The sequence below is a fragment of the Sphingomonas oligophenolica genome (genome assembly GCF_039522915.1).
GTDB classification, from domain to species: Bacteria; Pseudomonadota; Alphaproteobacteria; order Sphingomonadales; family Sphingomonadaceae; genus Sphingomonas; species Sphingomonas oligophenolica.
On the sequence record NZ_BAAAEH010000016.1, the window covers coordinates 116,443 to 141,249 of the forward strand.

The 24,807-nt window shown below is 63.6% G+C and carries 28 protein-coding genes; 8 read left to right on the plus strand and 20 right to left on the minus strand.

Annotated elements, in window-relative coordinates; all coding sequences use genetic code 11:
- Positions 1 to 45: 45 nt before the first annotated feature.
- Complete coding sequence (locus ABD050_RS09595; RefSeq protein ID WP_343889073.1) at positions 46 to 693, plus strand: sensor histidine kinase; 648 nt, start codon at positions 46 to 48, stop codon at positions 691 to 693.
- Positions 694 to 775: 82 nt separating this feature from the next.
- On the opposite strand, the gene ABD050_RS09600 is transcribed toward ABD050_RS09595, so the two are convergent.
- Entirely contained in the window at positions 776 to 1,669 is an 894-nt protein-coding gene (locus tag ABD050_RS09600; protein WP_343889074.1) for a LysR family transcriptional regulator, read from the minus strand.
- A 170-nt stretch (positions 1,670 to 1,839) separates the two neighbouring features.
- Between ABD050_RS09600 and ABD050_RS09605 the strand changes: the two genes are divergently transcribed.
- The 5 genes from ABD050_RS09605 (at position 1,840) to ABD050_RS09625 (ending at position 6,321) form a co-directional block, all read left to right on the plus strand.
- Complete coding sequence (locus tag ABD050_RS09605; protein WP_343889075.1) at positions 1,840 to 3,114, plus strand: MFS transporter; 1,275 nt, start codon at positions 1,840 to 1,842, stop codon at positions 3,112 to 3,114.
- Positions 3,115 to 3,136: 22 nt separating this feature from the next.
- Positions 3,137 to 4,216, plus strand: a complete 1,080-nt coding sequence (locus tag ABD050_RS09610; RefSeq protein WP_343889076.1) for an alkene reductase — start codon at positions 3,137 to 3,139, stop codon at positions 4,214 to 4,216.
- 398 nt (positions 4,217 to 4,614) lie between these two features.
- A complete protein-coding gene (locus ABD050_RS09615; protein ID WP_343889078.1) occupies positions 4,615 to 5,166 on the plus strand; it encodes a VOC family protein in 552 nt (183 codons plus the stop codon).
- 568 nt (positions 5,167 to 5,734) lie between these two features.
- Positions 5,735 to 5,974, plus strand: coding sequence for a hypothetical protein (locus tag ABD050_RS09620; RefSeq protein ID WP_343889079.1), 240 nt, complete (start codon positions 5,735 to 5,737; stop codon positions 5,972 to 5,974).
- 62 nt (positions 5,975 to 6,036) lie between these two features.
- The gene (locus ABD050_RS09625) at positions 6,037 to 6,321 is read left to right on the plus strand and encodes a hypothetical protein (RefSeq protein ID WP_343889080.1); all 285 of its coding nucleotides are present in this window, start codon (positions 6,037 to 6,039) and stop codon (positions 6,319 to 6,321) included.
- 145 nt (positions 6,322 to 6,466) lie between these two features.
- Here the strand turns inward: ABD050_RS09625 and ABD050_RS09630 are convergent, their stop codons facing one another.
- From ABD050_RS09630 to ABD050_RS09705, 16 genes are all read right to left on the minus strand, one after another.
- Complete coding sequence (locus tag ABD050_RS09630) at positions 6,467 to 7,450, minus strand: DUF2493 domain-containing protein (RefSeq protein ID WP_343889081.1); 984 nt, start codon at positions 7,448 to 7,450, stop codon at positions 6,467 to 6,469.
- A gap of 462 nt (positions 7,451 to 7,912) precedes the next feature.
- Positions 7,913 to 8,110 (minus strand): hypothetical protein, encoded by a 198-nt coding sequence (locus ABD050_RS09635; protein ID WP_343889082.1) that lies wholly within the window; start codon positions 8,108 to 8,110, stop codon positions 7,913 to 7,915.
- Positions 8,107 to 8,343: a DUF6117 family protein gene (locus ABD050_RS09640; protein ID WP_343889083.1), complete on the minus strand. Its 237-nt coding sequence runs from the start codon at positions 8,341 to 8,343 to the stop codon at positions 8,107 to 8,109. Before ABD050_RS09640 ends, ABD050_RS09635 begins: the two co-directional genes overlap by 4 nt.
- Positions 8,344 to 8,401: 58 nt before the next feature.
- Entirely contained in the window at positions 8,402 to 9,394 is a 993-nt protein-coding gene (locus tag ABD050_RS09645) for a DUF2493 domain-containing protein (RefSeq protein WP_343889084.1), read from the minus strand.
- 82 nt (positions 9,395 to 9,476) lie between these two features.
- On the minus strand, positions 9,477 to 9,959 hold the full coding sequence (locus ABD050_RS09650) for a DUF736 domain-containing protein (RefSeq protein WP_343889085.1): 483 nt from the start codon (positions 9,957 to 9,959) through the stop codon (positions 9,477 to 9,479).
- 369 nt (positions 9,960 to 10,328) lie between these two features.
- Entirely contained in the window at positions 10,329 to 10,835 is a 507-nt protein-coding gene (locus ABD050_RS09655; protein WP_343889142.1) for a hypothetical protein, read from the minus strand.
- Between the two features lie 79 nt (positions 10,836 to 10,914).
- Positions 10,915 to 11,844: a hypothetical protein gene (locus ABD050_RS09660; protein WP_343889086.1), complete on the minus strand. Its 930-nt coding sequence runs from the start codon at positions 11,842 to 11,844 to the stop codon at positions 10,915 to 10,917.
- The gene (locus ABD050_RS09665) at positions 11,844 to 12,035 is read right to left on the minus strand and encodes a hypothetical protein (RefSeq protein ID WP_343889087.1); all 192 of its coding nucleotides are present in this window, start codon (positions 12,033 to 12,035) and stop codon (positions 11,844 to 11,846) included. The genes ABD050_RS09660 and ABD050_RS09665 overlap by 1 nt, the downstream gene beginning before the upstream one ends.
- Before the next feature lie 32 nt (positions 12,036 to 12,067).
- Positions 12,068 to 12,454 carry a hypothetical protein gene (locus ABD050_RS09670; protein ID WP_343889088.1) on the minus strand — a complete coding sequence of 129 codons (387 nt, stop codon included), beginning with the start codon at positions 12,452 to 12,454 and terminating at the stop codon, positions 12,068 to 12,070.
- Complete coding sequence (locus ABD050_RS09675) at positions 12,441 to 12,767, minus strand: DUF5983 family protein (protein WP_343889089.1); 327 nt, start codon at positions 12,765 to 12,767, stop codon at positions 12,441 to 12,443. Before ABD050_RS09675 ends, ABD050_RS09670 begins: the two co-directional genes overlap by 14 nt.
- Before the next feature lie 75 nt (positions 12,768 to 12,842).
- Positions 12,843 to 14,519 (minus strand): sensor histidine kinase, encoded by a 1,677-nt coding sequence (locus ABD050_RS09680; RefSeq protein ID WP_343889090.1) that lies wholly within the window; start codon positions 14,517 to 14,519, stop codon positions 12,843 to 12,845.
- Between the two features lie 211 nt (positions 14,520 to 14,730).
- Positions 14,731 to 14,931 (minus strand): hypothetical protein, encoded by a 201-nt coding sequence (locus tag ABD050_RS09685; RefSeq protein WP_343889091.1) that lies wholly within the window; start codon positions 14,929 to 14,931, stop codon positions 14,731 to 14,733.
- An 857-nt stretch (positions 14,932 to 15,788) separates the two neighbouring features.
- A complete protein-coding gene (locus ABD050_RS09690; protein WP_343889092.1) occupies positions 15,789 to 16,496 on the minus strand; it encodes a DUF5983 family protein in 708 nt (235 codons plus the stop codon).
- A gap of 60 nt (positions 16,497 to 16,556) precedes the next feature.
- Positions 16,557 to 16,817, minus strand: coding sequence for a hypothetical protein (locus ABD050_RS09695; RefSeq protein ID WP_343889093.1), 261 nt, complete (start codon positions 16,815 to 16,817; stop codon positions 16,557 to 16,559).
- 5 nt (positions 16,818 to 16,822) lie between these two features.
- Entirely contained in the window at positions 16,823 to 17,035 is a 213-nt protein-coding gene (locus ABD050_RS09700) for a hypothetical protein (protein ID WP_343889094.1), read from the minus strand.
- Between the two features lie 91 nt (positions 17,036 to 17,126).
- Positions 17,127 to 18,323, minus strand: a complete 1,197-nt coding sequence (locus ABD050_RS09705; protein ID WP_343889095.1) for a DUF932 domain-containing protein — start codon at positions 18,321 to 18,323, stop codon at positions 17,127 to 17,129.
- Positions 18,324 to 18,503: 180 nt separating this feature from the next.
- On the opposite strand from ABD050_RS09705, the gene ABD050_RS09710 reads away from it, so the two are divergent.
- Together ABD050_RS09710 and ABD050_RS09715 are read left to right on the plus strand one after the other, a co-directional pair.
- Complete coding sequence (locus ABD050_RS09710; RefSeq protein ID WP_343889096.1) at positions 18,504 to 19,235, plus strand: Ros/MucR family transcriptional regulator; 732 nt, start codon at positions 18,504 to 18,506, stop codon at positions 19,233 to 19,235.
- Positions 19,236 to 19,307: 72 nt separating this feature from the next.
- Positions 19,308 to 19,736 (plus strand): hypothetical protein, encoded by a 429-nt coding sequence (locus tag ABD050_RS09715; RefSeq protein WP_343889097.1) that lies wholly within the window; start codon positions 19,308 to 19,310, stop codon positions 19,734 to 19,736.
- A 27-nt stretch (positions 19,737 to 19,763) separates the two neighbouring features.
- Here the strand turns inward: ABD050_RS09715 and ABD050_RS09720 are convergent, their stop codons facing one another.
- The 3 genes from ABD050_RS09720 to ABD050_RS09730 are packed head-to-tail and all read right to left on the minus strand — an operon-like array spanning position 19,764 to position 24,768.
- Positions 19,764 to 20,180, minus strand: a complete 417-nt coding sequence (locus tag ABD050_RS09720; RefSeq protein ID WP_343889098.1) for a type II toxin-antitoxin system VapC family toxin — start codon at positions 20,178 to 20,180, stop codon at positions 19,764 to 19,766.
- The gene (locus tag ABD050_RS09725; protein ID WP_343889099.1) at positions 20,180 to 20,455 is read right to left on the minus strand and encodes a type II toxin-antitoxin system Phd/YefM family antitoxin; all 276 of its coding nucleotides are present in this window, start codon (positions 20,453 to 20,455) and stop codon (positions 20,180 to 20,182) included. The genes ABD050_RS09720 and ABD050_RS09725 overlap by 1 nt, the downstream gene beginning before the upstream one ends.
- 26 nt (positions 20,456 to 20,481) lie before the next feature.
- Complete coding sequence (locus ABD050_RS09730) at positions 20,482 to 24,768, minus strand: strawberry notch-like NTP hydrolase domain-containing protein (RefSeq protein WP_343889100.1); 4,287 nt, start codon at positions 24,766 to 24,768, stop codon at positions 20,482 to 20,484.
- Positions 24,769 to 24,807: the final 39 nt, after the last annotated feature.

Sequence of the window (24,807 nt, forward strand, 5' to 3'; positions counted from 1 at the left end):
ACCGGGGTCGGCACGGCACCATCGCAAACCAGAAGGAGCGTCTCAGTGCCGAGCATGCCCGACCCCGGTTCCCGGCTGCAGGAAATCCTGTTCCACGAGCTGCATCACCGCTTCTACAACAGCCTGCAACTGCTCTCGAGTATGACCGGCAGGCTGGGACGCGGCCACGACAGCGCAGCCGACATTTTCTTGCTGCAGGATCGCATCAGCCTGCTCGGCTCTCTGCACCGATCGCTGTCACAGCCCTTCACCTCCGATACCGACATGCCGGCCTTGCTGCATGATCTTTGCAGCGGCCTTATCAAGGGGTTCGGGCGGGCCGATGTCGAGTTGCGGATAGGGAGAGCCACGCTGCCCAGCGACCCGATCGTCGCGCGCGGCCTGACGCTGATCGTCGTCGAACTGGTGACCAATGCGCTGAAGCACGCCAGCGGCCCGGGGTCGCCCTGGATAAGTGTTGCGGTCGAGCGAGACGCGACAGGCTACCGGATGATCGTCGCCAACAGCGCCGTTACCCGCAATGTCCAGGATTTCTGCCGTCCGCGCATCGCGGCAAGGATCACTGAAGCGCTCGGTGGCACGCTGCAGGTGACATCGCTGAATGGCTATGAGGTTGCGGTTACTGTGCCGGCCGTCGGACCGGGAGCCACCGCCACAGTTGGGTCATGTCCGATGTGCAGCGCCGGCCGGTGACGTGCATCGGTCCGATATCGGCTCGCGCCCTAGCGCTGCGCGAAGATCGCGGCGATCGCGCCGCGGCCCTGCTTCGGCCGGGTCAGCGCCTGATCTCCTCACGCAAGGCGTTTGTCAGAAAGTCGATGAACTGGCGTGCCGCGACGCGCGTGGCGCGACCCAGCGGGAAAAAGGCCTGTACCGGGATATCGACTGTCTTCCAGCCGGGAAAGAGACGCACAAGACTGCCATCGGCAAGCTCGCGGCCGCACCCCCAACTCGTGGTCGAGGTGATGCCGAGGCCGGCCACCGCTGCGGCCACGGCGCCTTCATTATCGTCGGCGGACATATGAGCTGCCGGGTCGATCTTCAGCGTGTCACCCTCCCGCTCGAACGTCCAGGCAGTCGGCACAAAGCTGGCGGGTCCGCCGACGATGCGATGGTCGACAAGGTCAGCCGGGCTGCCAGGCGTCCCGGCGCGTGCGAGATAGGATGGCGCCGCCACGATCACTCGGGAGATCGTCGCGATCGATTTGGCGGTTGCGCTCGAGTCCGGCAAGCGCCCCACCCGAATCGCGACATCGGCTGCGTCACGGACGAGGTCCTGGCGCCGGTCGTCGAGCATGATCTGGATGTGAAGCGCGGGATGCCGCTCGGCGAAGGCCGGCAGGCGCGGTATCACTTCGCGCACGGCGACGCTGGTCGGCATGGCCACGCGCAAAATGCCGCGCAGCTCCCCGCCTTCGCGAACCGACTGCTCTGCTTCTTCGAGCGCGTCGAGGATTGGCTCCATGCGGTGCAGGAACTCGGCGCCGGCCTCGGTTGGTACCACCGCCCTTGTGGTACGAGACAAGAGGCGCGCGCCAAGCGATGCCTCGAGATCGGCAATCGTCCGCGACGCCTGGGATTGGGACATGCCACACTCGCGCGCTGCCGCCGAGAAGCTCCCGAGCCGGGCGACCCGGGTAAAGAGCCTGAGCGCGAAGATGTCCTTCATGGGCCGGGCATATCGCGGCGGGGCCCGGCGCGCCAGCGCGTTGCCGGGATCACGATTGATGTGCGGTACGCATGGAAGTTAGCCCAAATGCGCGGCTACCGCCCATCTCGGCCCGGCCCCACCTCAGCGCATCGGTACCAATGCCGTTCACTCCTCACGGGAATTGAATCATGACTCCACCGCTCGATCCGGCCCTCCTGTCCGGCGCGCCCGTCGAGAAGGCCCCGCCCGCCGCGCCGTCGCTCCACCACGGCGCACTCTACGCGCTTGCGCTCGGCACGTTTGCGGTCGGTACTGAAGGGTTCATGATCGCTGCACTTTTGCCGACGATCGCCCATTCGGTGTCGGTCAGCATCCAGGCCGCTGGCCAACTCGTGACGGTGTTCGCGATCGTCTACGCCGTGAGTTCTCCTATCCTGACCGCGCTGACCGCTGCACTCCCGCGCCGGCGATTGCTGATGCTGTCGCTGGCGGCGTTCGTGGCGGCCAATCTCGTCGCTGCAGTCGCCCCGGGATATTGGTCACTGGCCGCGGCTCGGGTCCTGCTCGCGCTCGCCGCCGGTCTCTATGTCCCCAACGCCAACGCGCTCGCCGGCGCGCTCGCAGCGCCGCACCACCGCGGCCGCGCGCTCGCGATCGTCAATGGCGGTATTACGGTTGCCATCGCGATCGGCGTACCCCTCGGCGCGTTTATCGGAGCGCATCTCGGCTGGCGCGCAACCTTTGCCGGGGTTGCGCTGCTGTCGGCGATGGCGCTGGTTGTTCTCGCCATCCTGCTGCCACGCGACATCGGCGCAGCCGCGCCCGCCGCACTTCGCGACAGACTCGCCGTGATTGCCGCCCCGGGCGCACTCCCGACACTGCTCACCACGACGCTGTGGGCGGTCGCCGCTTACACCGTGTACACCTACATCTCGCCCTATCTGACCGCCGCGGCGCATCTGACGCCTGGCATGATCGGGCTCGTCCTGATGGTCTACGGCGTTGCGGCGCTGATCGGCGTCACCATCGGCGGAGCTGGTGTCGACCGGATCGGTTCCCGCAAGGTCCAGGTAATCGCACTGCCGGTCATGGCAGCTGCGTTCACCGGCCTCACCGTCATCGGCCTGTTACCGGGCCCGATGGCCATCGTCGCGATTATCGCGCTGATCATCCTCTGGGGTGTGAGCGCCTGGGGCTTTTTTCCGGCCCAGCAGAACCGCCTGATCGGCGTGGCCGGCCTGGCCAATACACCTGTCATCCTCTCCCTCAATGCCTCCTTCATGTATCTCGGCTTCGCCGCAGGGGCGGTGCTGGGCTCGCTCGTCATCAGCATGGCCGGCGTTGCGTGGATCGGCGTTGCCGGCGCGCTCTCGCTGCTCGCGGCGATGGCAATGTCGCGGTTCGCATGGACCAGAGCGTCATCGACGCCAGCCGCTGTCATCAACTCCATTTCCCGTCCCTGATCGTTCGGAAAAGGAAGCCGTCATGCTTTTCTCGCCTGTCGCCCTTGGCCCCTTCACGCTGCGCCACCGTGTGGTCCATGCCCCGACGACCCGGTTGCGCGCCGACCCGGACCATAGTCCGAGCGCGATGATGCTCGACTATTATCGGCAACGCGCCTCGAACGGTGGTTTGATCATCACTGAGAGCGTGCACCCATCCTATGACAGCCGCGGATACGAAGGTGCGCCGGGGATCTACACCGACGCTCATGTCGAGGCCTGGAAGAAGCTGATCGGTGCGGTGCACGCAAAAGGCGGCGTCATTTTCATGCAGATCGCCCATGACGGGCGCCAGTCTCATGTTGATCTGAGCAATGGCGCAGCGCCGGTCGCGCCGTCGGTCGTGCCGTTCGAAGGCCAGGCGCTGACCGGGGATGGCTGGGTGCCGGTGTCGCCGCACCGGGCGCTCGAGATTGACGAGATCCCGGTTCTGGTCGAGTCCTTCCGCAAAGCGGCCGAGCGGGCGAAAGCGGCCGGCTTCGACGGCATCGAGATGCACAACGCCAATGGGTATCTCGCCGATACCTTCCTGCAGGACGGCACCAACAAGCGCACCGACCGCTATGGCGGCAGCATCGAGAATCGGGCTCGGTTCTCGCTTGAACTGGTCGAGGCGCTGATCTCGGTCTGGGGTCCTGGTCGGGTCGGTGTCAGGATTTCGCCGAGCGGCCAATGGGGGGCAATCTCGGACAGCGACCCCGAGGCGACATTCGGCTATTTCGCGAAGGCACTGAATCGGTACCCGCTTGCCTATCTGCATATCATCGAGCCACGGGTGATGGGGGTCGAGACACTCGACGAGCATCAGGCGCCGGTCGCCTCAGCGACTCTGCGCAAAATCTACCGGGGCACACTGATCGCGGCCGGAGGTTTCGATGGTCCCGGGGCCGAAGCGATCCTCGAGCGCGGTGACGCGGATCTGGTTGCGTTCGGGCGCTACTTCACGTCGAACCCGGACCTGCCGGAGCGATTGCGTCGCGACCTTCCGCTCACACCCTATGTGCGCGAGGCATTCTGGGGCGGTGACGAGCGTCACTATAGTGATTTCCCCGCCTATGATTGATCGGTGATAAGGGCCATGCGTTGATCGCTTAACCTGTTTGCATCGGTCGCAAATCGCCCGGCCGGTGGTTGACGGCTTGCGACCAGACCAAGACGTTCGGCCTAGGCCGGCCGAACGGCCGGTGCCGACACGAGCCGCCGTTCAAATTTCATACTCCCGCCCGACACGAGTCGACCAAGTCAGGCCAAACCGGGGATGGTGACACATTCGCAAAACTGACCATTCCATATGGCGCAGCAGTCCCGTTTCTCCGTCCCCAACCAGCAATTTCGGGAAAACACATTCGGGAACAGGTTATGGGAAAGCCCCATGGCCATATGTGCCTCGAGGCCGGTCTTGCCCCGCTGTCCCACCGAGAATTCCTTTTCGGGAAGATGGCCAAGCATTAAAGCGTCACCATGAAGATCGGGTTCGCCATGCTGTTGGTGTCGGTTGTAGCCGGGGCGCAGGCCCTAACACCGCAAGCACGGCCCAATGAGAGTGCAGTGATGACAGATGCCGCAAACGTGATTGCCGTGGACCACACCGGCTTCGCTGTATCGTCATTGGATGAAGCCGTTCGATTCTGGACAGGAGCGCTCGGCTTTAAGCTTGAGCGCCAGTCGGAGATGGGCGGTGACTTCCTGCATCAGGTGACTGGTGTGGATGATCCAAATGTGAAAACGGCGATCGTCAAGGCACCAGACGGCTACGTGGTGGAACTGCTGCAATATTCAAATGGTCGCCAGAACGGGGCCGTGCCTTCCAGCGCGGGATCGATCGGAGCGGCCCACCTGGCTCTGACCGTGAAGGATATTCATGCCGCCATTGCCCGCGTCGAGGCGGCAGGATGGAAGGCGAAGGGTAGTCCGTTGCCAATCCCGGGTGGTCCACGGAAGGGAACGTTGGTGGCCTACGTTTCCGGCCCCGATCATATCACGATAGAGCTTATGCAGCCGCCAGCCCGTTAATTAATGGGCCTGTGGAAGTTTTCCCGCTTCACCATCCTCTTCGGGACGGCAGCTATCTCTAATCCGCTCGCCGAAACCCGCCTGGCCGTTCTCCACCACAGTTAGGCGTTCCGCAGCGATGATTCATTTAGGTGGCAACGACCGCTTCCGGCAAAAGCCGCCGTCGCCATAGATCACTGGGAATGGCGGCTCTGTCCCAGATGTCGCCATTCCGCCGTCGGCGGCAGTTGTGAGATTCTCTTCGGCATTCGGGAGAGACGGTGACGCATTCTACAGCAAAGAGCGGGCGTGTCTGCTCGGCGGTTTTCTCCGCTCACGATCGACCAGTGGGTGATCCGAGGTGCTCACCGGATACCGCTAGACGGGAGTCGTCGTGCGACGAGATCGCCGGCCAGCGACGTCACATACGATAGTCGGCACCGGAGAGAATCTCTCAAACTTGCCCGCTGGGATTTATGTTTTCGCCGTCCGATGATAGGTACGGATTATTGAGCCCGATCACGAACTTAGGGGTTGAGCTACGAGCCAAAACGATTCAAAATGTGCCCTGAGGGCTTTTAAGAAACCCTTGCAAATCATTGATATTACGCCATTTTTGAGCAGCAATCGTGCGTACGGTGCATTACAAACGGCCAAGGCCGTGAGTGCTCCCCTTCGCAGCGCTCTGCGCGCTGCGTTGTCTCGACCGGGCACGGGCGGACAATCCCCGGCAGGGGATTTCTTCTTCTCGCCGGCGGCACGCCGGCAAGCTCGTCTCGATCGCGATACCGTGAATTTGCATGATATCGATACCCAAGTTCGGGATTGAATGCGAGCGAACCCGGCTTACAATCCGGGATGGCGGGCAGACCCATCACAAGGACGATGGACATGCCCAAGATGACGGAACGTGAGCGGTTGGCCGACCTCGAAGCACGTCAGCGCAAGGTCGCTGAAGAAGTGGAAAGTGCCCGCCGCGCCCTGCGCGACCGATATGCCGGGATGGTGACGGATCTCCCGATCGAAGCGCTGAGTGAGCGGGATTTCAAGGATCTGCTCACCCATGCGATTCGGGTCGGCGGGAGCCAGGCCCTGTCCGCCCTGAAGGCGCTGCCCGCGGCAGTGCCTGAACCCAAAAGTCGCCCAAAGGGCGGCCCAGCGACGAGCATGGCGTAGCCACGCGCAGGAGGCCGACAGCGTCGCTGTCGCACCGCCCCGCGACGGACCCGATCTTCGATCGGGCCCCCGAGCGGGGCGGTTCTCAACGCCAACAAAAAAAGGACCGGCTGGGCATCATGCCCAACCGATCCCCGTCACAATCTCAGGCGACAGCGCTGGCTGTGCGCTGATCCGAGAGCCGGAAGAAGTGCGCCGGCACCCGCTGCTCGCGAACCATCCGGGCGAGGTGCGACTGAAGTCCCGACCCCTCGCAGACCAGCGCTTCGACCGGTCGCAGCGCCAGCAACCGCTCGTTCCGTGCGAACCCGGCCCGCTTGCCCAATCGTGCGTCGAGCGTGAAGGCCACCAGCTTCACGCCCGACCGGGCTGCCCATGCCGCCGCGATCGCGTCGCACCCCTTGTTCTGAGCGGTCGTCGCCAGCACCATCGCCGGGATCCGGGCGTGAATCGTGTCGAGCCGATCCCACAGGAGCTGATGGTCCTCCCACTGCTGGCCGCCCGAGAAGATGACCACCGGCCCCTGCGGCGCGTGCTCCTCGATGCGGCGCTGGCGGCGTGCGGCGAGGAAGTCGGTGGCGGCAATGACCGATGCGGTGCGCTTGCCCGAAACCAGCGTCGCGCGCGGTGCAGACCACGGCCGCCCGGTCTCGGCGTGGTACATCTGCGCCGCGTGATCGCGCATGCAGGCGACCGCGTCCCGGGCTTCGTCCAGCGATTGGCAGAGCGTCTGCGCCTCCTCCAGTTCGGTCGTCGCGACCTCGCTCCCATCGGCGGAGCGGATCAGCCCGTTGACCTGCTGCGCCGCACGATCGGCTTCCCCGTCGAGCTGGTCGGCGACTTTGTGGAAGCTGTGAACGATGCCCCAGGCGAGGCGGTCGGCGATGCTCTCCAGTCTGGTGTCGCGCAGGACGTCGAACAGCGTGGTGACCAGCAATTCGGTCGCGCGCTCGGCTTCCAGCGGGTCGGGCATCCCGGCATCGGTGCCGTCCTCGGCGCGGTCGATCCGGAACTCACCTACGGTCTCGGTGAAAGCGGCGGCGAAGCGGTCCGTAGGCTCAGCCGCTTCCTCGGCATAGAGCGCGGCGATGTCGATGAAGCGCGAAATGGAACGGTGTGAATGCGTCATGATAGCCTCCTGAATTTAAAGAGGCATATTTTTCGGCACGGGCTCTGAGCGACGGGGTCAAGGATCGCGAAGCGGCCGCGAAGCGGCGATGGGGGTCACGATTTTCTTTGGCGGCCACCAACGTCGAGGGGGGAGCGCTGCCGTCGATCCGCCAAAGAAAATGGTGGGGCCCCGTCGTCCTTGAGGCCGGCGCTGTCCCCGTGCCACCCTTGGACTTCTTGATAGATAGAGAGAGGCTGTGATTCGGGGGGCTCGATGCCCCCCGAATCACATCGGCCGGTGCGGACCTTTTGTCCGCACTGGCCGTCCCACACGTCGAGGGGTGTTGAGGCGCTGGCCGCACAGTGTCACTCTACCTACCACGTACTCCTTGTGCCCCGCGGGACGTTCAGGACGTCTGCTTGCAAAAAAATGGGCCGGTACGCGGGGATGCGTCCGGCCCAGATTGCGATCGGGAGATCGTCACGGGTTCATCCAGTCGAACCCTTCATGATGCCCGCAATTGTCACAGGCGATTGTGCGGTAAATATTGAGCGAGCCTTCCGCGCCCTCGACATGGCCATGCTCGGCCGGTTCGCCACAACGCGGACAGGGCGCTTCCCATCGCTCGTCGGCAAGCTCCATGCCGCCGGATTCGATGCAGCCGCCATAGGCGATCATGGCTGGTCCGATCTGTCGGTGACGGGAGGCAGATAGGCCTCATAGGGATCTCCATCGTGAAGATGCCCGAACGGCGTCATCACATACGCGCCGTCGTCCCGTCCCACGGCGCAGATCACGTAGCGCGGGACGCCAGTGACCGCGTCGGTGCACGCCATCAGGGCGAGATTACCGTCTTCGGCCGCGCGGCGCAGGGTTGCGAAATTGCGCCGATACACATCTGGTATGGCCATGTCGGCCTCCTGTGAAACGGTGAGAAAGGAGGCGGGAGCGAGGCCCCCGCCCCGATGTTCAGGCCCGCATCCGGCGCACCGCGGTATCGGCGACCTGATCGGCTTTGCGGAAGGCATGGATGGGGATGCCTGCCTCTTTCAGGGTCTGATAGAGGTTCGCCTGCAAGCCCGAGCCTTCGCACAGCACCGCCTCGACGGGTTTCAGCTCGGCGAGCTTGCGGTTGCGCGTGAAAGCGGTTTTTCGCCCCGAACCGTAGAGTCCGAACGCCACCAGCGGCACGCTGTTGCGCGCCGCCCAAGCCGCCGCGATCGCATCGGCCCCTTTGCGCTGACCGGTAGTGACGAGGGACATGTGCGGCACGCGCTTATGGACCTCGTCGAGTCGCGCCCACAGGGTTTCCCAATCATGCCATTGGGCGGGTCCGGAAAAGACGACGATCGGTCCCTTCGGGCTGTGCTTCTCGCGGGCGGCAAGTTCGCGGGCACGCAGGAAATCCTGCGCCGCGATCTGGCTCGCGGTCGATGCGGAGGATGCCCGGCTTCCCCGCGCCGGCGACCACGGCCAGCCCGACTGTGCGCGATACATCTCGGCCGCATAGTCGCGCATGCACTCGATCGCTTCACGATGCTCGGCGGTCGACTGGCAGAGGAGCTGCTTCTCTTCCAGCTCGTTATTATAGACCTCGCTCGTGTCGGGATGGCGAACGAGATCACCGATTTCAGCGGCAAGGCTGTCTTCGCGACGTTCCAGTTTTCCGGCGACGAAATGGAAGCTGTTAACGAAGCCCCACGCGATCTCGGCCGATAATGGCTCCAGTCGCGTACCCGCGAAGAGATCGAAGATGGTGGCGATGATCGCCCCGCATTCGGCCTGCACCGCGAAGGGTTCGGGCATGTCGTGCTCGCCGGGTTGCTCGCCGGGCTCGACGATACTGAGCGGCATGGGATCGCCGAAGGCCGCCTGAAATTCCGGGGTGGCGATCATCTCTGCATAGAGGGTGGGAAGGTCGGCCAGGCGGCTGACGCTGTTCGAGGATGTGGTTCGAGCCATGATGGCGAACTCCTTGTCGAAAAGGGAAACAAAAAAGGGCCGGAGGCGCTCGACGCACCCCCGGCCCTCGTTCACGCGGCGGTTAGAACGGGATTTTCTCGTCCATGTCCTCGTACGTCTGGCCGCCGGTCAGGCTGCCGTCGGCGCCGGCCGTGCTGTCACCGAAGCCGTCCTGCGTTCGGGGCGCATAGTCGCGCTGGCTGGTGCCGAACCCGCCGCTGCCGAAGCCGCCACCGAACCCGCCGCCGAGATTCTCGCGACGCCAGGCGACGGTGAAGCCACCCGCCTCGTTCGGGAACAGGGCGACCGGAAGCGGCTCGGGCAGGCTCGGATCGTCGATCTGGCCCGCGAGGAAGACCTCGCCGGTCTTCTTCGAAACAGCTTCCCAGAGCGCCCCGATCTGCACCCAGCGCCGCGCGATGTTCAGCGCCACGATCTCATAGATCGGCGCCTTCTCGCTCTGGCTCTGCACCGGGCGCAGCCCGATCCGCGGCAGGTCGATGGTGCGCGTGAAGACCGAACCCATCAGACGGCCGTTCTCCTTCTTGAATTCACCAATGTTCATCGTCTCAACTCCTTCGAATGTCGCTCTCGAGACCATCTCGGCGACACTCCTCCAGATCCCCCTTTCCTCTGATCCCCGGGCTCACCGCGCGCGTTGCTGACCGAGAAGAGCGCCACGCCGCCACCAGCGCCGCCCCTCCCCGCTCGCCGAACCGCCGACGCACGCTCATCCGCCCGCGCCCCGACGAGACGAAGCAGGGTTTCCGGGCTAATTGGCCGTGCGAGTTAGCGAGCGCGAACGAGAAACGCCATTGGGGCACCGCGGGGGTGGCGGGGTTCGGTGTAAGTGTAGGGTGATCGGCGTCAGACGCTGTATCCGACGCGGCGCGGTTCCGGCATCTGGGGCTTACAGGGGTAGAAAGGGCGCTTGCTAGGCGTGACCTGCGGGATGCGCGGTGCCGATCGGTTTGACGATCACTGGGTGGTGGCGGCCGAGCGTAGCGAGAAGCCGGTCTTCGGCCTGATCGAGGGCGTCGATGCTCTCGAACATCTCGGTAGTGTAGCAACCGCGGGCAAAGGAATCGCTCGTCGGTGGCACCATCGCCGTGAAGTTGGCGGGCCAAAGGCAGAGAAGTAGGAGCGGCCAGTTTGGAGCCGGCGGCGCATAGCGACAGAAGATAATGTCAGCAGCATTGATGGCCGAAGGCCGGCGGTCGAATAAGTCGGGGACGACGGGGAAGTCGCGCTCGGCGGCGAGAAAGGTCTCGATCTCGTCGAGTTCGAGGCGGGTTTCGATGATAATGGGATAGTAGCGGCCAAGCGGCAGGCTGGAGGCCGCGTGCCGCGGTGGTATATCTATCACCAGGATATCCGGCATGGTCGGTATCGGTCGACGATAAAGCGTGCGGCGAACGGCGAGGTCGTGGATCAGGCGCATCGTCACGGTACATTGACGGTGTGGCTACACACCGGTCAAGGTGAAGCCGTACGGCCGAGGCGGGGCGAGAAAGCGGCAATCATGCCGCGAGTCGATCGACACCCTCATTGAACCGGGCGATCCACTCACGCATCTGCGGGCGACGCTCGATCGGGATATCCGCGGCAACACGCTGGAAGTCGACAAGGTCGACGGGAGCCCCGGCGATAATAGCGTCGATCTCGGCAGGATCGAGCAGAGCGTTCGCACGAATGAACAGGGTCATGGAGCCGGGTCGAGACTTGGTGGAGGTGCGCCACAACCCCTCGACATTGCGCAGCCGCGGGGCGGCACGCGCCTCCAAGAGCACGATCAGTCGCAGGCACCAGCGCGGCAGCGTCATCAGTTCGTTCGTTTTCTGCGCCGCACAGACCCAGCAAGCCGATTTGATTGGGATGGGGAGGCCCTCGGCGCGGATCCGGGCGGCACAACGCTGGCGGTCCCAGCCCCACTCGCGAAGGGGATAGCGATAGTCATAAAGGGGTGAGACATGACCTTCGCGATGCGCGTATCGCCGGGTGTCGGCGGGTGAGCTGTCATAACCTATAAGCTTCACCACACGCTGGCCGTGAGCCCATGCTCGCTGCGCTGGCTGCCACCGCGCCACCCATTGATCCTGAGGCTGAATCTTCCATTTGGAGCTGCACGAGTGCCGCCCGAAACTGATCGACGGCAAGGTCGCGTTGGTCAGGCAGTTTTCGAGCAACGTGAAGTAGGGCGGCCAATGTTTGAAGCGCTTGGGGACGTAGCAGACGAGGTGATGCTCGATACCATGATCATCCATCCACTTCTGGAAGATCGGTAGATAGGCGTAGGTTTCCTCGCGCTCCACGCCGGTGTCCGCGGTCAAGACGACGGACAGTGGGAGGCCCTGGGCAACCCATTCGATAATGAGCGCGGTGGAATCGACGCCCATTCCCCAGGCCGCGACGACGGGCTTATTTGGCGTGAAGCGGCGCGCGGCATCCATCACGCCACCCAAGCCAAAATCACGTCGTCGTCGGCGGGGCGCCGGGCGGTCACGCGGAAGGGCTGCAGCGGTATGCCAGTGCGGATGACGAACTGGTCGACATGGGTCTCGCGCCGCAACTGCGTCGCGACGGCATAGCACCGCTCGAATGTGGTCAGTCGGCGGCGCAAGGGGGACAGCCCAGCGGACATGGTGAGCTCCTGTGGCGAGTAGCGGGAAACGGTCAGGCGTCCGGGTAGCGGGCGCGCCATGTGAGGAAGCGCTGGAGTGCCTGTGATGCGTCCAAGCTCGCAGAAGGCGTAAAATAGCGGCGCGCGAGCTTTTCCCAAGTACCCTGGGAGAAAGCAGCGCCCGAAATGGCGCGCATCGGCGGCCGGTCGGTTTGAAGGTTTTGGGACGCCGGACTCGGATCGGCGTCCGGATCGAATTGGAGGATGGTGGCCATCGACAGCTCTTCGTCGCTCAGCGCGATTTCGAGTGTCGCCAGCAGACGCAGGACGGCGTCATCGTCATGCGAAGCATGACGGTCCGTTGATCGTTCAGGCATGATTGGGTCCTGTCTTGCGGAGAAGCCGATCGAAGGCGTCGTCAGATGCTCAGTGGGCATCATCTTCGAAGATCGGAAATTCGCTGTAGGGCGGCTCGTCGCAGTCGAAAGAGATCCACGTCGCGCCCGACTCATGAGCGTGTGCGATCAATCGCCACAGTTCGGGCGATAGCGTGCCGGGGCGCTCGAGATGGTCGTCAAGCACGCCGAGATGGATGAAGAAGCCATATTGATGTGGCTCGATCGACAGATCAGGATGGTCGACGATCAAGCGTCCCCGGCGGCGTGGTGACCTCGCGATCAGCGCGTCGATTCCGGCACGTTCGTGCGTCGGCAGATGGGCGGTGGAGCAGATGCAGGTGTGGATGCGGCGCATGGTCTCCTCCCTGGCGAGATGTGATGGTATCGAAGGCAATGGAAGACAGCAGTGGAGCGGAACCGGGCCGCCGCGTCAGCCGGCCGTGTCTTGCGGCAGAAACGACAGCGTCATGGCGTCATCTCCAGCAAGCAAAGTGATCGATCGGCCCTTGGGGATGAGCCATATGACCTCGTCGGCGATCGCATCGCGGATGCGTTCGAGCAGTGCCTGTTCTTCACCAAGAAGGATCTCGTTGGCGATCTGACGGGCGGACTTTTCGAACGCACGATGCTGTGTGCCCCAGCTGTCGCTGTCATGATCCTCGTCATAGCTGAAGCATGACGCCTCGATCAGCCAGGCGAGTGTCCCGGGTTTGATCGCGGCATTCCGGCTGACCAGGATCACCGCTTCGTCGAGGTTGCCATAGCCGTCATTCCGACAGACCAGCGCCTCCAGGGGGAGGCTGTACCATTCGCTGTTACCGGGAGCATCGGGCAGTTCGATGATGACTTGCAGAGTGATCTCGTCGACGCGGCCGGACACGACATCGGTGGGCAATACCTCTCCGTCAGCATAGCGAACGATCCCAATGTCAGTGTCGATGATGAAAGCGATATCGGTGACGCGCGGTAGCGCGTCGTACCAGCGATAGCCGGCGAAGGCGTCATTGGCCCGAACCGGTCGGCGCCCAAGCGGCGTACCGCTACCGAGAACCTGAGCAGCGCTCTGATCGATGTCCGGATCGTAGCTGTCCAAGAGCACCATGGGTTCGCCGGCCACGCGATCACCCGAGGGAATCCCGTGGCCGTCGGCGGTCTGCGGTTCCCAGGCTTCGAGCCAGGCCTCCGCCTCGGGCAGCTCGACGCCAAGGGCATCGGCGCGGCACCACGTTTTATAGGGCAGTCTGTGACTGCCGCGGGCGGCGAAGGCGCGGAGGATTGTACGCTCCGCTGCGGTTTTGAGTTTGGAGAGCGCTTCGTTCTGCACCATCTCCTTGCGCGCCGGGAGAACGAGCTGGAGCGCCGGCGCATCGAGGATGTCGATCTTCACGCTCCACGGCTCGTGATGATCGATTTCGGAGACGATCGGAAAGTCGCAGCCGACGGTGAGGCCGTGAAAATTGATCAGGGGGCAATCCAGCGGCCGATTGCCGAGGCCGCGAAACACGCCGATGCGGCATCCATGCCAGTTTTCGAGATAAGTGGCCCCGGCCAGGAAGTCGGTGCGCGGCTGCGCGTCCCCGCGTAGGAACACGGGGATCGGATAATGAAGGGAGCAGCGGGCGACCGCGCCGTCAAGCGTGCTTTCCCAGCTCTCTGGCAGATCGATCAGGATTTCGGTGCCAATGTCGATCTCGAAAGGCTCGATGGCCAGCGGTGAGCCGCTTTCCCAGGCATCCGGCGTGATCACGACGCGCCAGCCCTTTCCGGCCGAAGCGGAAAAGGAACGTACCTCGACGCGGTGACCGGCAAGGCTGAACACGCCCATCCCTGCCGGATCTTCACGATCAGCGATGGCGTCGTCCCAACCGGAGTCACCGAGCGTCACGAGCTTGGCGGGGTCATCGATTCCCGAACCATCGTCGCGAACAATGAGCGTTGGATGGCCGGCGAGATCGTAGGTGTCGATGTCGACATGGCTGGCGCCAGCACGGCGGGCGTTCTGCAGCAGCTCGGTGAGGACATCGAACAGGCTTCCGTTGAATAGCCTCGACACTTTGTGGACCAGGGACTGGCCGACGGCGGTCTTGATGGTGGCGGGGAGAGACATAGGCGCGCTCCAGATGGACAGCGAACCGATTCCGCCGTCCCGCCCGTTGCTTCCCCCCTTCCTCCCATCACCGTGCCGCAACCAGATCAGGTCGTTGATCTGCGCGGCTAGGCCCTTGGGGCGTCGGGGTGTGGCGGGCACTCGATATTTATTCCGCGGCGACAGTCTGCGAGGAGACGGCCCTGGCGGAAATGGGCCCCGCTCCGTCCGCTCAGCTGCAGCGCACCGCTCCGGGTTGGTCGTTGATAGGGCGCTCGACGAGCGTCGCATCAGCTTCGCAATCGTTGCAGAAGGCAGCGTCGAAAACATTGCCCAGGACCCATGATTGGGACGCATCGTCCCAGGTCGCCCAGGCATCCCGCATGACGTTATCGCCGCCGCAGTTGCCACAGCGTATCGTTATCTTGGTCATCATATCCTCCGGGGTGAGAAGTGATCGGGGGCGGGACGAGCGCGAAGCCGCGCTTTTCAGGCGAAGAGCCGGGCAGGCTCGACGGATGGCGCAGAGGGTGTAACTCGCGGTGGATGCGCGCGAAACGGACGGCGACGTTATAAGGCATAGAAGTCTCGGACCGCGAAGCGCACCGTTGCGCCGTCCATCCTTCCCCCCTTTTCTTCCAGCCAACGGCCCGGCAGCCGAGACGCACGACACGCTACTCTCTTTCCCGTCGCTTGAATTGTCGTGGTGCATGGCGATCATGCGGAATGGAAATTCACGAAGGCATGGGTCTGGCGGACGGGGAAGCGGATCGCTTCGTTCGACCGTCAGGTCATGTCTTCAGGGCCTGTGCGAAGCTTAATTGAGCCCTTTCGCTGCTTGGGCCTTGCGAGGTTGATGGCGAGTGGCGAGCGCTATAGTCTAGGGCGATCCAGCAGGTAGGACGATAAGTCATGATTCCAGCCGAACGCGCTGCGAGGGCGCTTTGCAGGTTCGACGGACACCCCGAAAACATAAAGTTCGAGGGCCGGCCCATGTGGGAAAGCTATTCGTCCCAGGCGCATTATGTTGTCGCCGCGATACAGGATGACTGCGATCGATTGGTGGAGATTGCGCGCAAGATCGCGGACTGGGATGAGGCTGATCCGGCTGTACCAGATTTGTCTGGAATGAGGGCGCTCAAACGCGAGGCCGCAGCCCTACTCTCCGCTCGGGGCCATGGTTCGGGGTCGGGACGGCGGGTTTCCGCCGCCAGTATGCGCTGAAGCCGGTTTTCGTCGATCTCGGGAGCAGTACGGAGCCTATCGTACAAGCGACGGCGATCGCCGCGATCACCAGTTCTGCACCGGCAGGCCATCGACGTCGCCGCCATCGCAATCGAGGAGAACGAACGCGAATCCACGTTCGCGGCCGAAGGCGATGACGCGGAGAATATCGTCCGGCAGATGCGGCTGCCGGTCGTCGTCGATTGGCCGCGTCGGCACGAACCAGCCATAGACCGAGGCGGCGATGTCGATGGGTCTGTCAGTCGGTGGCCAGGAGGCCCAGTCATCGAGGCGAGCAGCTGTTTGGGCGGTCAGGTGCACCGTCGAGATTACGCAATAGCGACCCTGCTCGAGACGATCCCGCGGTGCCACCGCTAGCGTCGCGGAAGGTGCAACCCGTATCTGGTCGACGATGTAGCTTTCACATGCATGGTCATCGAAATAGGCTTTGATTACCTCTTCATCGGCAAGGTGCGTGGGATCGCGGTCATCTCCGGTCTCTGCCCACCAGCAACGACAATAGGCAGCGATTTCACTGGCAAGGGTTTCGGCGTCCGGCGCAGCGTAGATGTTCACGCCGTTCCGGTTTTCGATGACCCCGCCATGAAGCTCAATCGGCCATGGTAATGGCGTCGCGGCAAAGCGGTCCTCGGCAATGGCAATATCCTGGATCAATGCCGCGCGAGCCGCTGGCTCGAGATCGTTCGGTGTTTCGAGTGCGAAACGAATGCGGGTCAGCAGCGCCGCGTGGTCACGATGGGCAAAGTCAGTCATTTGCCTGATCCTGTCGATGAAGTTGTTCGGTTAGACTTGGCTGACGACCCGAGCAGCTGCTCAGTTCGTGTCTTCGGCGCAACGGTTGTCGAAGATCGGCTGATCGCCGGGTGTCCATTCCGCGATCGGCCAGATGCGCCCGTTATAGCTGATGCGCGCGACCGGCATCGAGGCGGCATAATGATGTCGTTCGACAAAGGGCGCGGCCTGTTGCCTCGTATCGATGACATCGACTGCGAGCGATCGGGGATCGATTTCGGTTGCGGCCGGAATCCATCGACACCGGCGATCGCGCCAGCGTTGGGTGCGGTCGGAGATCATGAGGGTCAGGCTTCGCGGGCGTTGGCGCGGCGCCGGCGATCAGGGATACGATCATCGTCATAGATGCTCGAGCCCGAACGCTGCAGCGCGTCCTGCTCTGCCTGGTAGCGGCTGGCGGCAGTGATCGTGTAGGTTTCCGTTCCGTAGCGTTCGTCGTCGCAGAAGAAATCGACGTCGACGATGAAGCTGGTCAGGGAGAATTGCGAAGCAGCGGGCATGGCGGATCTCCTGATCGCAGAAAAGGATCGGCCGCCGGGGGCCGGCGGCCAGGCTGAGTACTGGTGCGGTGACGGCGTGACAGGGGGTGGTTCAGAGCGCCTTTTCGAGAAGCTTGCGGGCCTTGCCCTCAAGTTCGAGGCGGCCGTCCTGATGGGTCTTTGACCGGGCGACGGCGGTGATGCCCTGTACGAAATCATAGAGGGATTCAGGCGGGTGCCCTTCCTCGACCAGCACGGTCTGAATGATTTTGGAGGTCTCGGTTTTCGAGAAGCCGCGCTTGCGCAGGAAATCCTCGCGGTCCTCGTCCTTGCGGGCGACGATGCGGTCGCGGGCGGCGTTGATCCCGCTCACGAATGGCTGCGCTGAGGAGTCCGCGAAATGCTCAAGGGCGGGCGCTGCCTGATGGGCGAAACGGGCGGCGGCGAATTTCGAGTGGCGAATATTGACTTCCTCGAAGTTCTCGACGCCCCACAAGCAACGATTGGCACACACACCGCGAAGGTAGAAAGTCGCGATGCCGAGCGTCTTGGAGCCGACCTCAGAGTTCCAGGCGTAAAAGCCGCGGAAATAATAATCGGGCTCACCATTTGGGAGCTTGCCTGCTTCGATCGGATGAGTGTCGTCGACGAGAAACACGAAAACGTCGCGATCCGATGCATAGAGCGTCGTCGTGTCCTTGGTGATGTCGACATGGGGATTGTAGTGCATATTCCCCCACTGGATTGTGCCGGGCACTTTCCAGCGCGTGTCGCCGACGCCGTCACCAGCGAAATTCATGACGGCCGATACGAGCTCGTGATCCCAGATCCTGCCATAATCGGGGCCGGTTGCAGCGCGTAGCTCGGTGCGGCCGTCCTCGGTCTGGAGCAGTTTCACCTGCTCGCCGCGATGGGTGATCAGGCCGTGCTGCAGGTTTATCCCGGCAAGCGCTGCTGGAAGCTGGCGCAGATAGGAGGCTGGCGCACCGACAAGGCTGGCAAGCTGGCCGAAGGACCAGTTGGTCGGGGCAATGGGATTGTCGTCGCCGGGGGCGAACAGCATCAATCGTTCGGGATTGTCGCTTCTGGCTTCGACGCGAACTGCCCGGCTTTCGACGACACGGGTCGAGGCACGATCGGCGCGGCGGCGCACGCTGTCGTAGAGGGTGGTCAGCGACAGAAATTTCTCATCATCCGGGCGCGAGAACCACTCGGAGGATACGCGGCTGCTCATCTGGCCGCGCGAGACGTCGATGCGATAGGGCGCAGTCGTGCGCGGTGAATCGATGGTACGGGCGAGCGTCGCCATGGGAACGTCTCCTTGCAAGGTCGGGACCGAGAGCGCCAATGCTCTCGCCGCGCTTATCCCCTCTCCCTCCCCTTTGACTTCCTGTTCTGGGCACGGCAGGACTTGGTGTTTACTTGTTTGAAAATTGGTGCGGTTAGCGCGCCGCGGTGCGCATTTGTTTGCACGATGAAGGAGTATCCCATGGCCGATGCCGAAACGCCTGATCTCACGACGCTGACCGTGCAGCTTTTGAGCGCTTATGTTTCAAACAATTTGGTGCCGAGCGCGGAACTCGCTGGTCTAATTCAGACGACACGGACAGCTCTGTCCGGAGATGCCGTCCCAGTGGAACCTGCGGTGCCTGAATTTGCTGCAGCGGTAACCGCGCGCAAGAGTCTGGCGTCGCGCGATCACATTCTCAGCATGATCGATGGGAAGCCGTACAAGACGTTGAAGCGCCATCTGTCGACGAACGGGCTGACCCCGGCGGAATATCGGGATCGGTACAAGTTGCCGAAGGACTATCCCATGGTTGCGCCGGGCTATTCAGAACAGCGGCGGGAGGTCGCGAAGCGCTTGGGCCTTGGGCGCAAGCCAGCGGCGCCGGCTGTGGCGGTGAGAGAAAGTGAAGAAGCGCCGGCACCGGTGGAGACGGCGGAGCAAGCTCCGACCGCGAAGAAAGGCCGCGTCGCCAAAGCAAAGTCGGCCGTGCCGGCCAAGGGTGTCCGCCTGAAGCCGGGCCGCAAACCGAAACAGGCCGACGCGGCTGCACCTGCGGCTTTGGCTGCCGGGACCAATGAGGTCGTGGTGAAGCCGACGCGGGGTCGCAAGGCAAAGACAAAGCCTGCCGCGCAGGATGTGGCTGTTGAGCCTGCAGCGAAGCCTCGTCGCGGCCGCAAGGCAGCGGTCGAAGCCGTGTTGGAAGCAAGCTGATCATGGTGGGCGGGATCTTGTTCCCGCCCATTGACCAGGCTGCGGCACTCAGCCGGATAAGGATCGGAGGAATTGCGCGTCTCGCTGGCCGCTTGCTACGATGATGCCCCACCTTTAGCTGCCGGTATATGCAATCACCGCGAAAGACATTGTCGATTCGGCCTTCGCGGCAACGACGGTTCGGCAGAGACGGATGCCGTCGCGTTGCTGCCGCAAGCGATCCGCAATCAGTTATGCGTTCGTGCCAGCTATAATCGCGGCATGGTCATTCCAGCGCCGCACATTCTCTACACGTGTCATGATGCACCCTTCGTAGATGCTGTTGTGATCGAACGGAACGGTGGAGCGCCTGTAGAAGCGAAGCTGGCAAGCTTCGGGGTAGCCGGGCTCAAATCAATCGCGATGACGGTTGAGGCCTTCGTGCCGTTTGCCGGCCTCGATCTGAGCGACCCGCGCTATGCCCAGCCGATCATCACACAATTGGAACCCCGAAGGGTATGAACGGGTTTTTGCGCCTCTTCCATTCGCTCAGCTCACATTCTTTGCTGCGAATGGGTTGAATAGCTCGACATTGAGCGCCGCAAAGTCTTTCACGTTTCGAGTTACGACGGTGAGACCGTGGGCAATCGCGGTGGCGGCGATCATTGCGTCTTCATAGAGACTGTCCGGCTTGTGATGCATGAGGCGCGCCCATAGACGAAATGTCGCGGCATCCATCGACAGGATATTGAACGTGGCTGCGACCGCATCGGCCCATTGGCTGAGCTCTTCGGCGCGGTCGGCATCGACATCGCGGGTGCGTTCGATGCCGGCCTGAATTTCGCCAAGCGTTACGGCCGACAGATGAAGGTCGCGGTCATCGGTGGCTTCAAGCCACGCCTTGACCGCGCCATGCGGCTTTTTGCGCCGCATCTCCGAGATGATGTTCGTGTCGAGGAGGTACATCAGAGCGAGGGCATCGGCCGGCGGCGGCCATTCCCACGATTGGGAATGCCGAGATCGCCGCGCCCCTCGTCCTGGAGGAGCAGTTCCTTGAGGGTGGGACGCGAGCGGGCGTTCAGCCGCTTCCATTCATCGACCGGCACCAGCACTGCGGCCTCGACGCCACGCTTGGTCACGAGTTGTGCGCCCTCGGCTGCGCAAGCGTCCAACATCTCGCTGAATCTGGCTTTTGCATCCTGCACCGGCCAATGTCGCATGATCACCTCCAAACTAGTCATTACACTAGTCTTTCACCAAGGCTAATTCAAGGCGTTTGCGGTAAAACCCGATCAATGATCGCTGCGGCCCGATCGACCGGCACGAACATGCGCGCCTTATAGGCGATGATCTCGACGAAGCATCCGAGCGATTTCAGCCATTCGCGCCGCTCGGGCGGGAAGTCCTTGATCTCGAGACGGCGCTGCCCATTAACGAGGGCGGTGACCAGGCGGGCGTCGCCGAAGCCTGGCAGCGATGCCCCGGCACCGTCCCTGGCGGCGGCAAGGATCTGCTGCGGCGTGAGCCGGAGTTCCGCATCGATACCGAAGGCGGATGCGAGAGCGCCGATCGCGTGGTCCGGTACGATGCGCCCGAGGAGGCTGTTGCCGGCCTCGTCCGACACGCGCCAGACGCGCACATCATCGGTGGGCAATTTGTGCCAGACCGGCAGGAGCAGGCCTGTCGCGATACTGATCGTCTCGACGTCCACCTTCGATTGCGCTTCGACGGTTTCTTCGTCCCAGCGCGACTGGAAATCGGCTGGCTCGATCGACGTCCAGTGCGAATGCCATAGCGAGGCCGCATCGAGCCGATCGCTGCCGGTCGGACGCACCATTCGGCACATCGGAATGATGCGGCCTTCCTCGTCGGTGACGGACCAGGATGGGACGCGTAGCGCGACGCGTCCGGATCGGCTGTTCCACAGATAGCCGATGTCGGGAGTCTCGCCCCAGACCGTCATCAATCTGTGGAAGCTCGTGGCATGGCGTTTGATGTGCAGTTCGAGCCGTTGGAGACGGGTTTCGGCGCCGGTGACCGGATCACGCCGGAGAAGCTGGTCGTCGAGGCGAATGACCTTCTCGGCGAAGATGGTTTCGACGCCGACATCGAGGGTGCCGGCTTCGCGCGCCGCGTCGACCCGCGCCTGAATGAGCCCGAGATATTCTTCGAAGATCGCGTTCTGCGTGGCGATGCGCAGCGCGAGGATTCGGTTCAGCCAACGCTGGATCGGTGGAAGATGCTCAAGCAGCGAACCGTCGTCAGCATTGGTAAGCTTGAGTCCGGTCAGGTCGGTAAAACCATCAAGCGTGGTGCTCGCCAGCTTACCGTCGTGTAGCAAATGATACCATTGGTTGAGCGCTTCGCGGGCATAGTCGCTTTCAAGATTGTCGGCCGGGTCGAACAGATTTTGCCCGCCGGTCTGCCGCTGGCCGCGGGTGAGCGCCCCCAGGCTGTCGAGGCGGCGGGCGATGGTGGAGATAAAGCGGCGTTCGCCCTTGCAGTCGGTGGTGACGGGGCGAAATACCGGAGGAACGGTCTGGTTGGTCCGGTGGGTGCGACCGAGGCCCTGGACGGCGGCGGCCGCGCGCCAGCCAGGCTCGAGGAGGAAGTGGATTCGGCGTTTCCCGGCGCTCTTGGCATTGCGTTCGGCGTGATAGCTTCGCCCGGTGCCGCCCGCATCGGAGAAGACCAGCAGGGCTTTACGCCCGTCCTGAAAGGCGTCGGCATCGGCGATGCTCGCTCGGGCGCCGCGCCGTTCGAGTTTCTGGCGTCCGGTTCTGTCGACGATGATACGACGGCTGCGGCCGGTGACCTCCGCGACGGCGTCGGCACCAAAATGGCGGAGCAAGGAGTCGAGGGCCGCAGGGATAGCCGGCATCGAACAAAGCTGCTCGATCAGATTGTCGCGGGCGCGGATCGCTTCCTGACAGTGCACGGCGTTGCCATGTTCATCGACCATCAGCTCTGACCGCAGATCGCCCCCGTCGGTCCGGAAGGTCCGCATCTGCCGCGTGGGAAAGCCGCTGCGCAGATACTCGATAAGCGTGTCGAGCGGTGACAGCTCGAGGTCCAGGCTGGCGCGCTCTTCGTCGGAAAGACCTGCAAGGCGTCGATCGAGAATTGCTTCCGCTGTGGTGACAAGCTGGACGACGGCCGCGTGCCCGTGGCCGAGCTCGGCCTCGATGGCCTTGATGAGGGTCGGCATCTTCAGCGCTACGAGCAGGGCCGAGAAGAAGCGTTGCTTCGAGCTTTCGAAGCGGCTGAGAGCCGAGCTGCGCGCCTGAGCATTGAGGACGTCGCCCGACATGCGATCGACGATGCCGGAGGCTTTCAATACCTCATCGAGATTCCGGTGGATGATGCTCCAGCTATCCGCAAAGGCATCGTATATATCGATCTGGTCCACGGTCAGCTGGTGCTCGAGCGCTTCATATTCGACGCCGGCGAAACTGAGCGCTCGAGCGGTATAAAGGCCCATGGCCTTCAGGTCGCGAGCGACGATTTCCATGGCGGCAATGCCCCCTTCGTCCATTGCCGCCATGAAGGCGTTCCGGTCGGGAAAGGCTGTGCCCGGCCCCCAGAGACCAAGACGCGCGGCATAGCAGAGATTGGCAGGGTCCGTGGCGCCGGTCGCGGACAGATAGAGGATGCGGGCACGCGGGAGCGCATTCTGGAGACGAACGCCGGCAAGCCCCTGTTCCGAGCCTTTGGCGGCACCGAACTGTGTCTCGGTCCCGGCGGCGTTGGCGAGCGCGTGGGCCTCGTCGATCACGATGATGCCGTCGAAATCATTCCCGAGCCAGTCGAGGATCTGCTGGAGCCGGGAGGCTTCATCATGGCGCTGGGAGCGCAATGTCGCATAAGTGCAAAAGAGAATTCCGGCCGGCATGGTGATCGGTGTGCCCAGCGGGAAAACGTCGAGCCCCTGAATGTCGACCGAAAGGCCGCCGAGCGCTGTCCAGTCGCGTTTCGCCTCAACCTCCAGTGCGGTGCTTTTCGAGAGGTAGACGGCCTTGCGGCGTCCCTGGCACCATTGGTCCATGATGCAGCCTGCCGCCTCGCGGCCTTTGCCGACGCCCGTGCCGTCGCCGATATAGAAACCGGTGCGGTACGCCGCGCCAGTCTCGTCCTCGATCAGACGATCGCCGGCGTCGTTGGCGCGAAAGCGCCCCGGCAAGTCGCGCGCGAAGGCGTCGCCGGCCTGGATGATGACCTCCAGCTGGGCATCGGAGAGCGCTCGAACGGTGCGGTCGGGCAGCATCGGGCGATAGCGCGGCGCCGGCGGCGGCACGGAAGCCATTGCCAGCGACTCGACCAGCGCGTCGGGGTGGGGATTGGCGCCGTCGATATCGATGCGTGCGAGGCGCCAGGGTGCGTAGATCCCGCTCGCGTCGCCGGCGGGGCGGATCTCATCGCGGACGCGATAGGCGAGCGGCGCTATGGGCGATACCGGCTGCGGCACCAAAACCGGTGCGGCAAGCGGTTTGGCGGTGAGGCCGCGCAGCAGCCCCTGCGGTGCGGTGCGGGTCGGCAGTCGGGGAACGGCTCTTGCCGCCTGGGGCGCGGGCGGCTCGTCGAGCGGGAGGCGTGGCGGCACCTTCAACAGCAGCGGGAGCGCAGCCGCGAGGTCGGGCGCGCGGTGGCGTTCGGTGACACCCGACCATCCCTTGTCGAAAACCACCAGGCGGACGTCGATCGACGTGCCGTGCTTGGAATAGGGGCTTCCTTCAATGTCGATTTCGACGCGCGGCACGGCGACCTCACAGACCACCTCATAACCTGGGCCGCCCGTATTTCCGCGCGCGAAGCCGGGCGACATGATCGCGACGCAGCGGCCGCCAGGTGCAAGCCGCAGGAGCGCCGAGCGCAGATGGCGCGCACCCGCATGCCGGTCGGCACCCCGCGCGGCGCTGCGGCTGAAGGGGGGATTGATCAGCACGACTGTCGGCCGCACCGAATGCGCCAGCAGTTCATCAATATGTTCGGCATCGTGTCGGGTCACGGCCGTCGCCAGCACCTCCTCGACCAAGGCGGCACGCTGGGCATCGCGCTCGTTGAGAAGGAGGCGCGCGCCTGCCCTTCTGGCATGGACCGCGAGCATCCCGGTGCCGGCGGACGGCTCGAGAACAAGATCGGCGGGACCGATGCAGGCAGCGAGCGCATTGAACCAGGCCAAAGTGAGCGGGGTGCTGAACTGCTGCAGGTCGATCTGGCGCTCGGAGCGGTAGGTCTGCGTCGGCAGTGATCGCTCGAAGCTGTGCAGCGCGCGAAACTGATCCGATGGTGTCGGGCCGGACAGAAGAGGACAAGCGGGATCCCGAAGCAGAAGGACCTGGGCTGCTTCCAGCGCCTCATAGGCGTCTCGCATCGACCAGGCGCCAGATGCGTCCGACGCACCAAAGCATTGCATCATCAGTTTCTGAAGCGCCTGGCGGCTGATCGTGCCCTGCCGAAGCAGGTGCTGATGGATGGAACGAGCGACATCGCGCAGCGCGCCATAAGGGCGCGTGTCGATTTCGGGCTGGAGAAGCGCAAGCATGGTCTGGGACATCGGGATGCTCCTGGTTGATCATTGCGCGTGACGCGCGCC

Coding starts and splice junctions, on each gene's coding strand:
- ABD050_RS09720 (WP_343889098.1), bottom strand. CDS start 20,180: ATGTACCTCCTCGACACGAACATCATCTCGGAGATGCGGCGCAAAAAG.
- ABD050_RS09655 (WP_343889142.1), bottom strand. CDS start 10,835: ATGCGCCTGATCCACGACCTCGCCGTTCGCCGCACGCTTTATCGTCGA.
- ABD050_RS09645 (WP_343889084.1), bottom strand. CDS start 9,394: ATGGCTCGAACCACATCCTCGAACAGCGTCAGCCGCCTGGCCGACCTT.
- ABD050_RS09730 (WP_343889100.1), bottom strand. CDS start 24,768: ATGTCCCAGACCATGCTTGCGCTTCTCCAGCCCGAAATCGACACGCGC.
- ABD050_RS09640 (WP_343889083.1), bottom strand. CDS start 8,343: ATGGCCATACCAGATGTGTATCGGCGCAATTTCGCAACCCTGCGCCGC.
- ABD050_RS09615 (WP_343889078.1), top strand. CDS start 4,615: ATGAAGATCGGGTTCGCCATGCTGTTGGTGTCGGTTGTAGCCGGGGCG.
- ABD050_RS09705 (WP_343889095.1), bottom strand. CDS start 18,323: ATGGCGACGCTCGCCCGTACCATCGATTCACCGCGCACGACTGCGCCC.
- ABD050_RS09675 (WP_343889089.1), bottom strand. CDS start 12,767: ATGCGCCGCATCCACACCTGCATCTGCTCCACCGCCCATCTGCCGACG.
- ABD050_RS09600 (WP_343889074.1), bottom strand. CDS start 1,669: ATGAAGGACATCTTCGCGCTCAGGCTCTTTACCCGGGTCGCCCGGCTC.
- ABD050_RS09710 (WP_343889096.1), top strand. CDS start 18,504: ATGGCCGATGCCGAAACGCCTGATCTCACGACGCTGACCGTGCAGCTT.
- ABD050_RS09635 (WP_343889082.1), bottom strand. CDS start 8,110: ATGATCGCCTATGGCGGCTGCATCGAATCCGGCGGCATGGAGCTTGCC.
- ABD050_RS09685 (WP_343889091.1), bottom strand. CDS start 14,931: ATGACCAAGATAACGATACGCTGTGGCAACTGCGGCGGCGATAACGTC.
- ABD050_RS09630 (WP_343889081.1), bottom strand. CDS start 7,450: ATGACGCATTCACACCGTTCCATTTCGCGCTTCATCGACATCGCCGCG.
- ABD050_RS09665 (WP_343889087.1), bottom strand. CDS start 12,035: ATGTCCGCTGGGCTGTCCCCCTTGCGCCGCCGACTGACCACATTCGAG.
- ABD050_RS09695 (WP_343889093.1), bottom strand. CDS start 16,817: ATGATCTCCGACCGCACCCAACGCTGGCGCGATCGCCGGTGTCGATGG.
- ABD050_RS09670 (WP_343889088.1), bottom strand. CDS start 12,454: ATGATGCCCACTGAGCATCTGACGACGCCTTCGATCGGCTTCTCCGCA.
- ABD050_RS09680 (WP_343889090.1), bottom strand. CDS start 14,519: ATGTCTCTCCCCGCCACCATCAAGACCGCCGTCGGCCAGTCCCTGGTC.
- ABD050_RS09610 (WP_343889076.1), top strand. CDS start 3,137: ATGCTTTTCTCGCCTGTCGCCCTTGGCCCCTTCACGCTGCGCCACCGT.
- ABD050_RS09700 (WP_343889094.1), bottom strand. CDS start 17,035: ATGCCCGCTGCTTCGCAATTCTCCCTGACCAGCTTCATCGTCGACGTC.
- ABD050_RS09690 (WP_343889092.1), bottom strand. CDS start 16,496: ATGACTGACTTTGCCCATCGTGACCACGCGGCGCTGCTGACCCGCATT.
- ABD050_RS09605 (WP_343889075.1), top strand. CDS start 1,840: ATGACTCCACCGCTCGATCCGGCCCTCCTGTCCGGCGCGCCCGTCGAG.
- ABD050_RS09625 (WP_343889080.1), top strand. CDS start 6,037: ATGCCCAAGATGACGGAACGTGAGCGGTTGGCCGACCTCGAAGCACGT.
- ABD050_RS09725 (WP_343889099.1), bottom strand. CDS start 20,455: ATGACTAGTTTGGAGGTGATCATGCGACATTGGCCGGTGCAGGATGCA.
- ABD050_RS09650 (WP_343889085.1), bottom strand. CDS start 9,959: ATGAACATTGGTGAATTCAAGAAGGAGAACGGCCGTCTGATGGGTTCG.
- ABD050_RS09660 (WP_343889086.1), bottom strand. CDS start 11,844: ATGGATGCCGCGCGCCGCTTCACGCCAAATAAGCCCGTCGTCGCGGCC.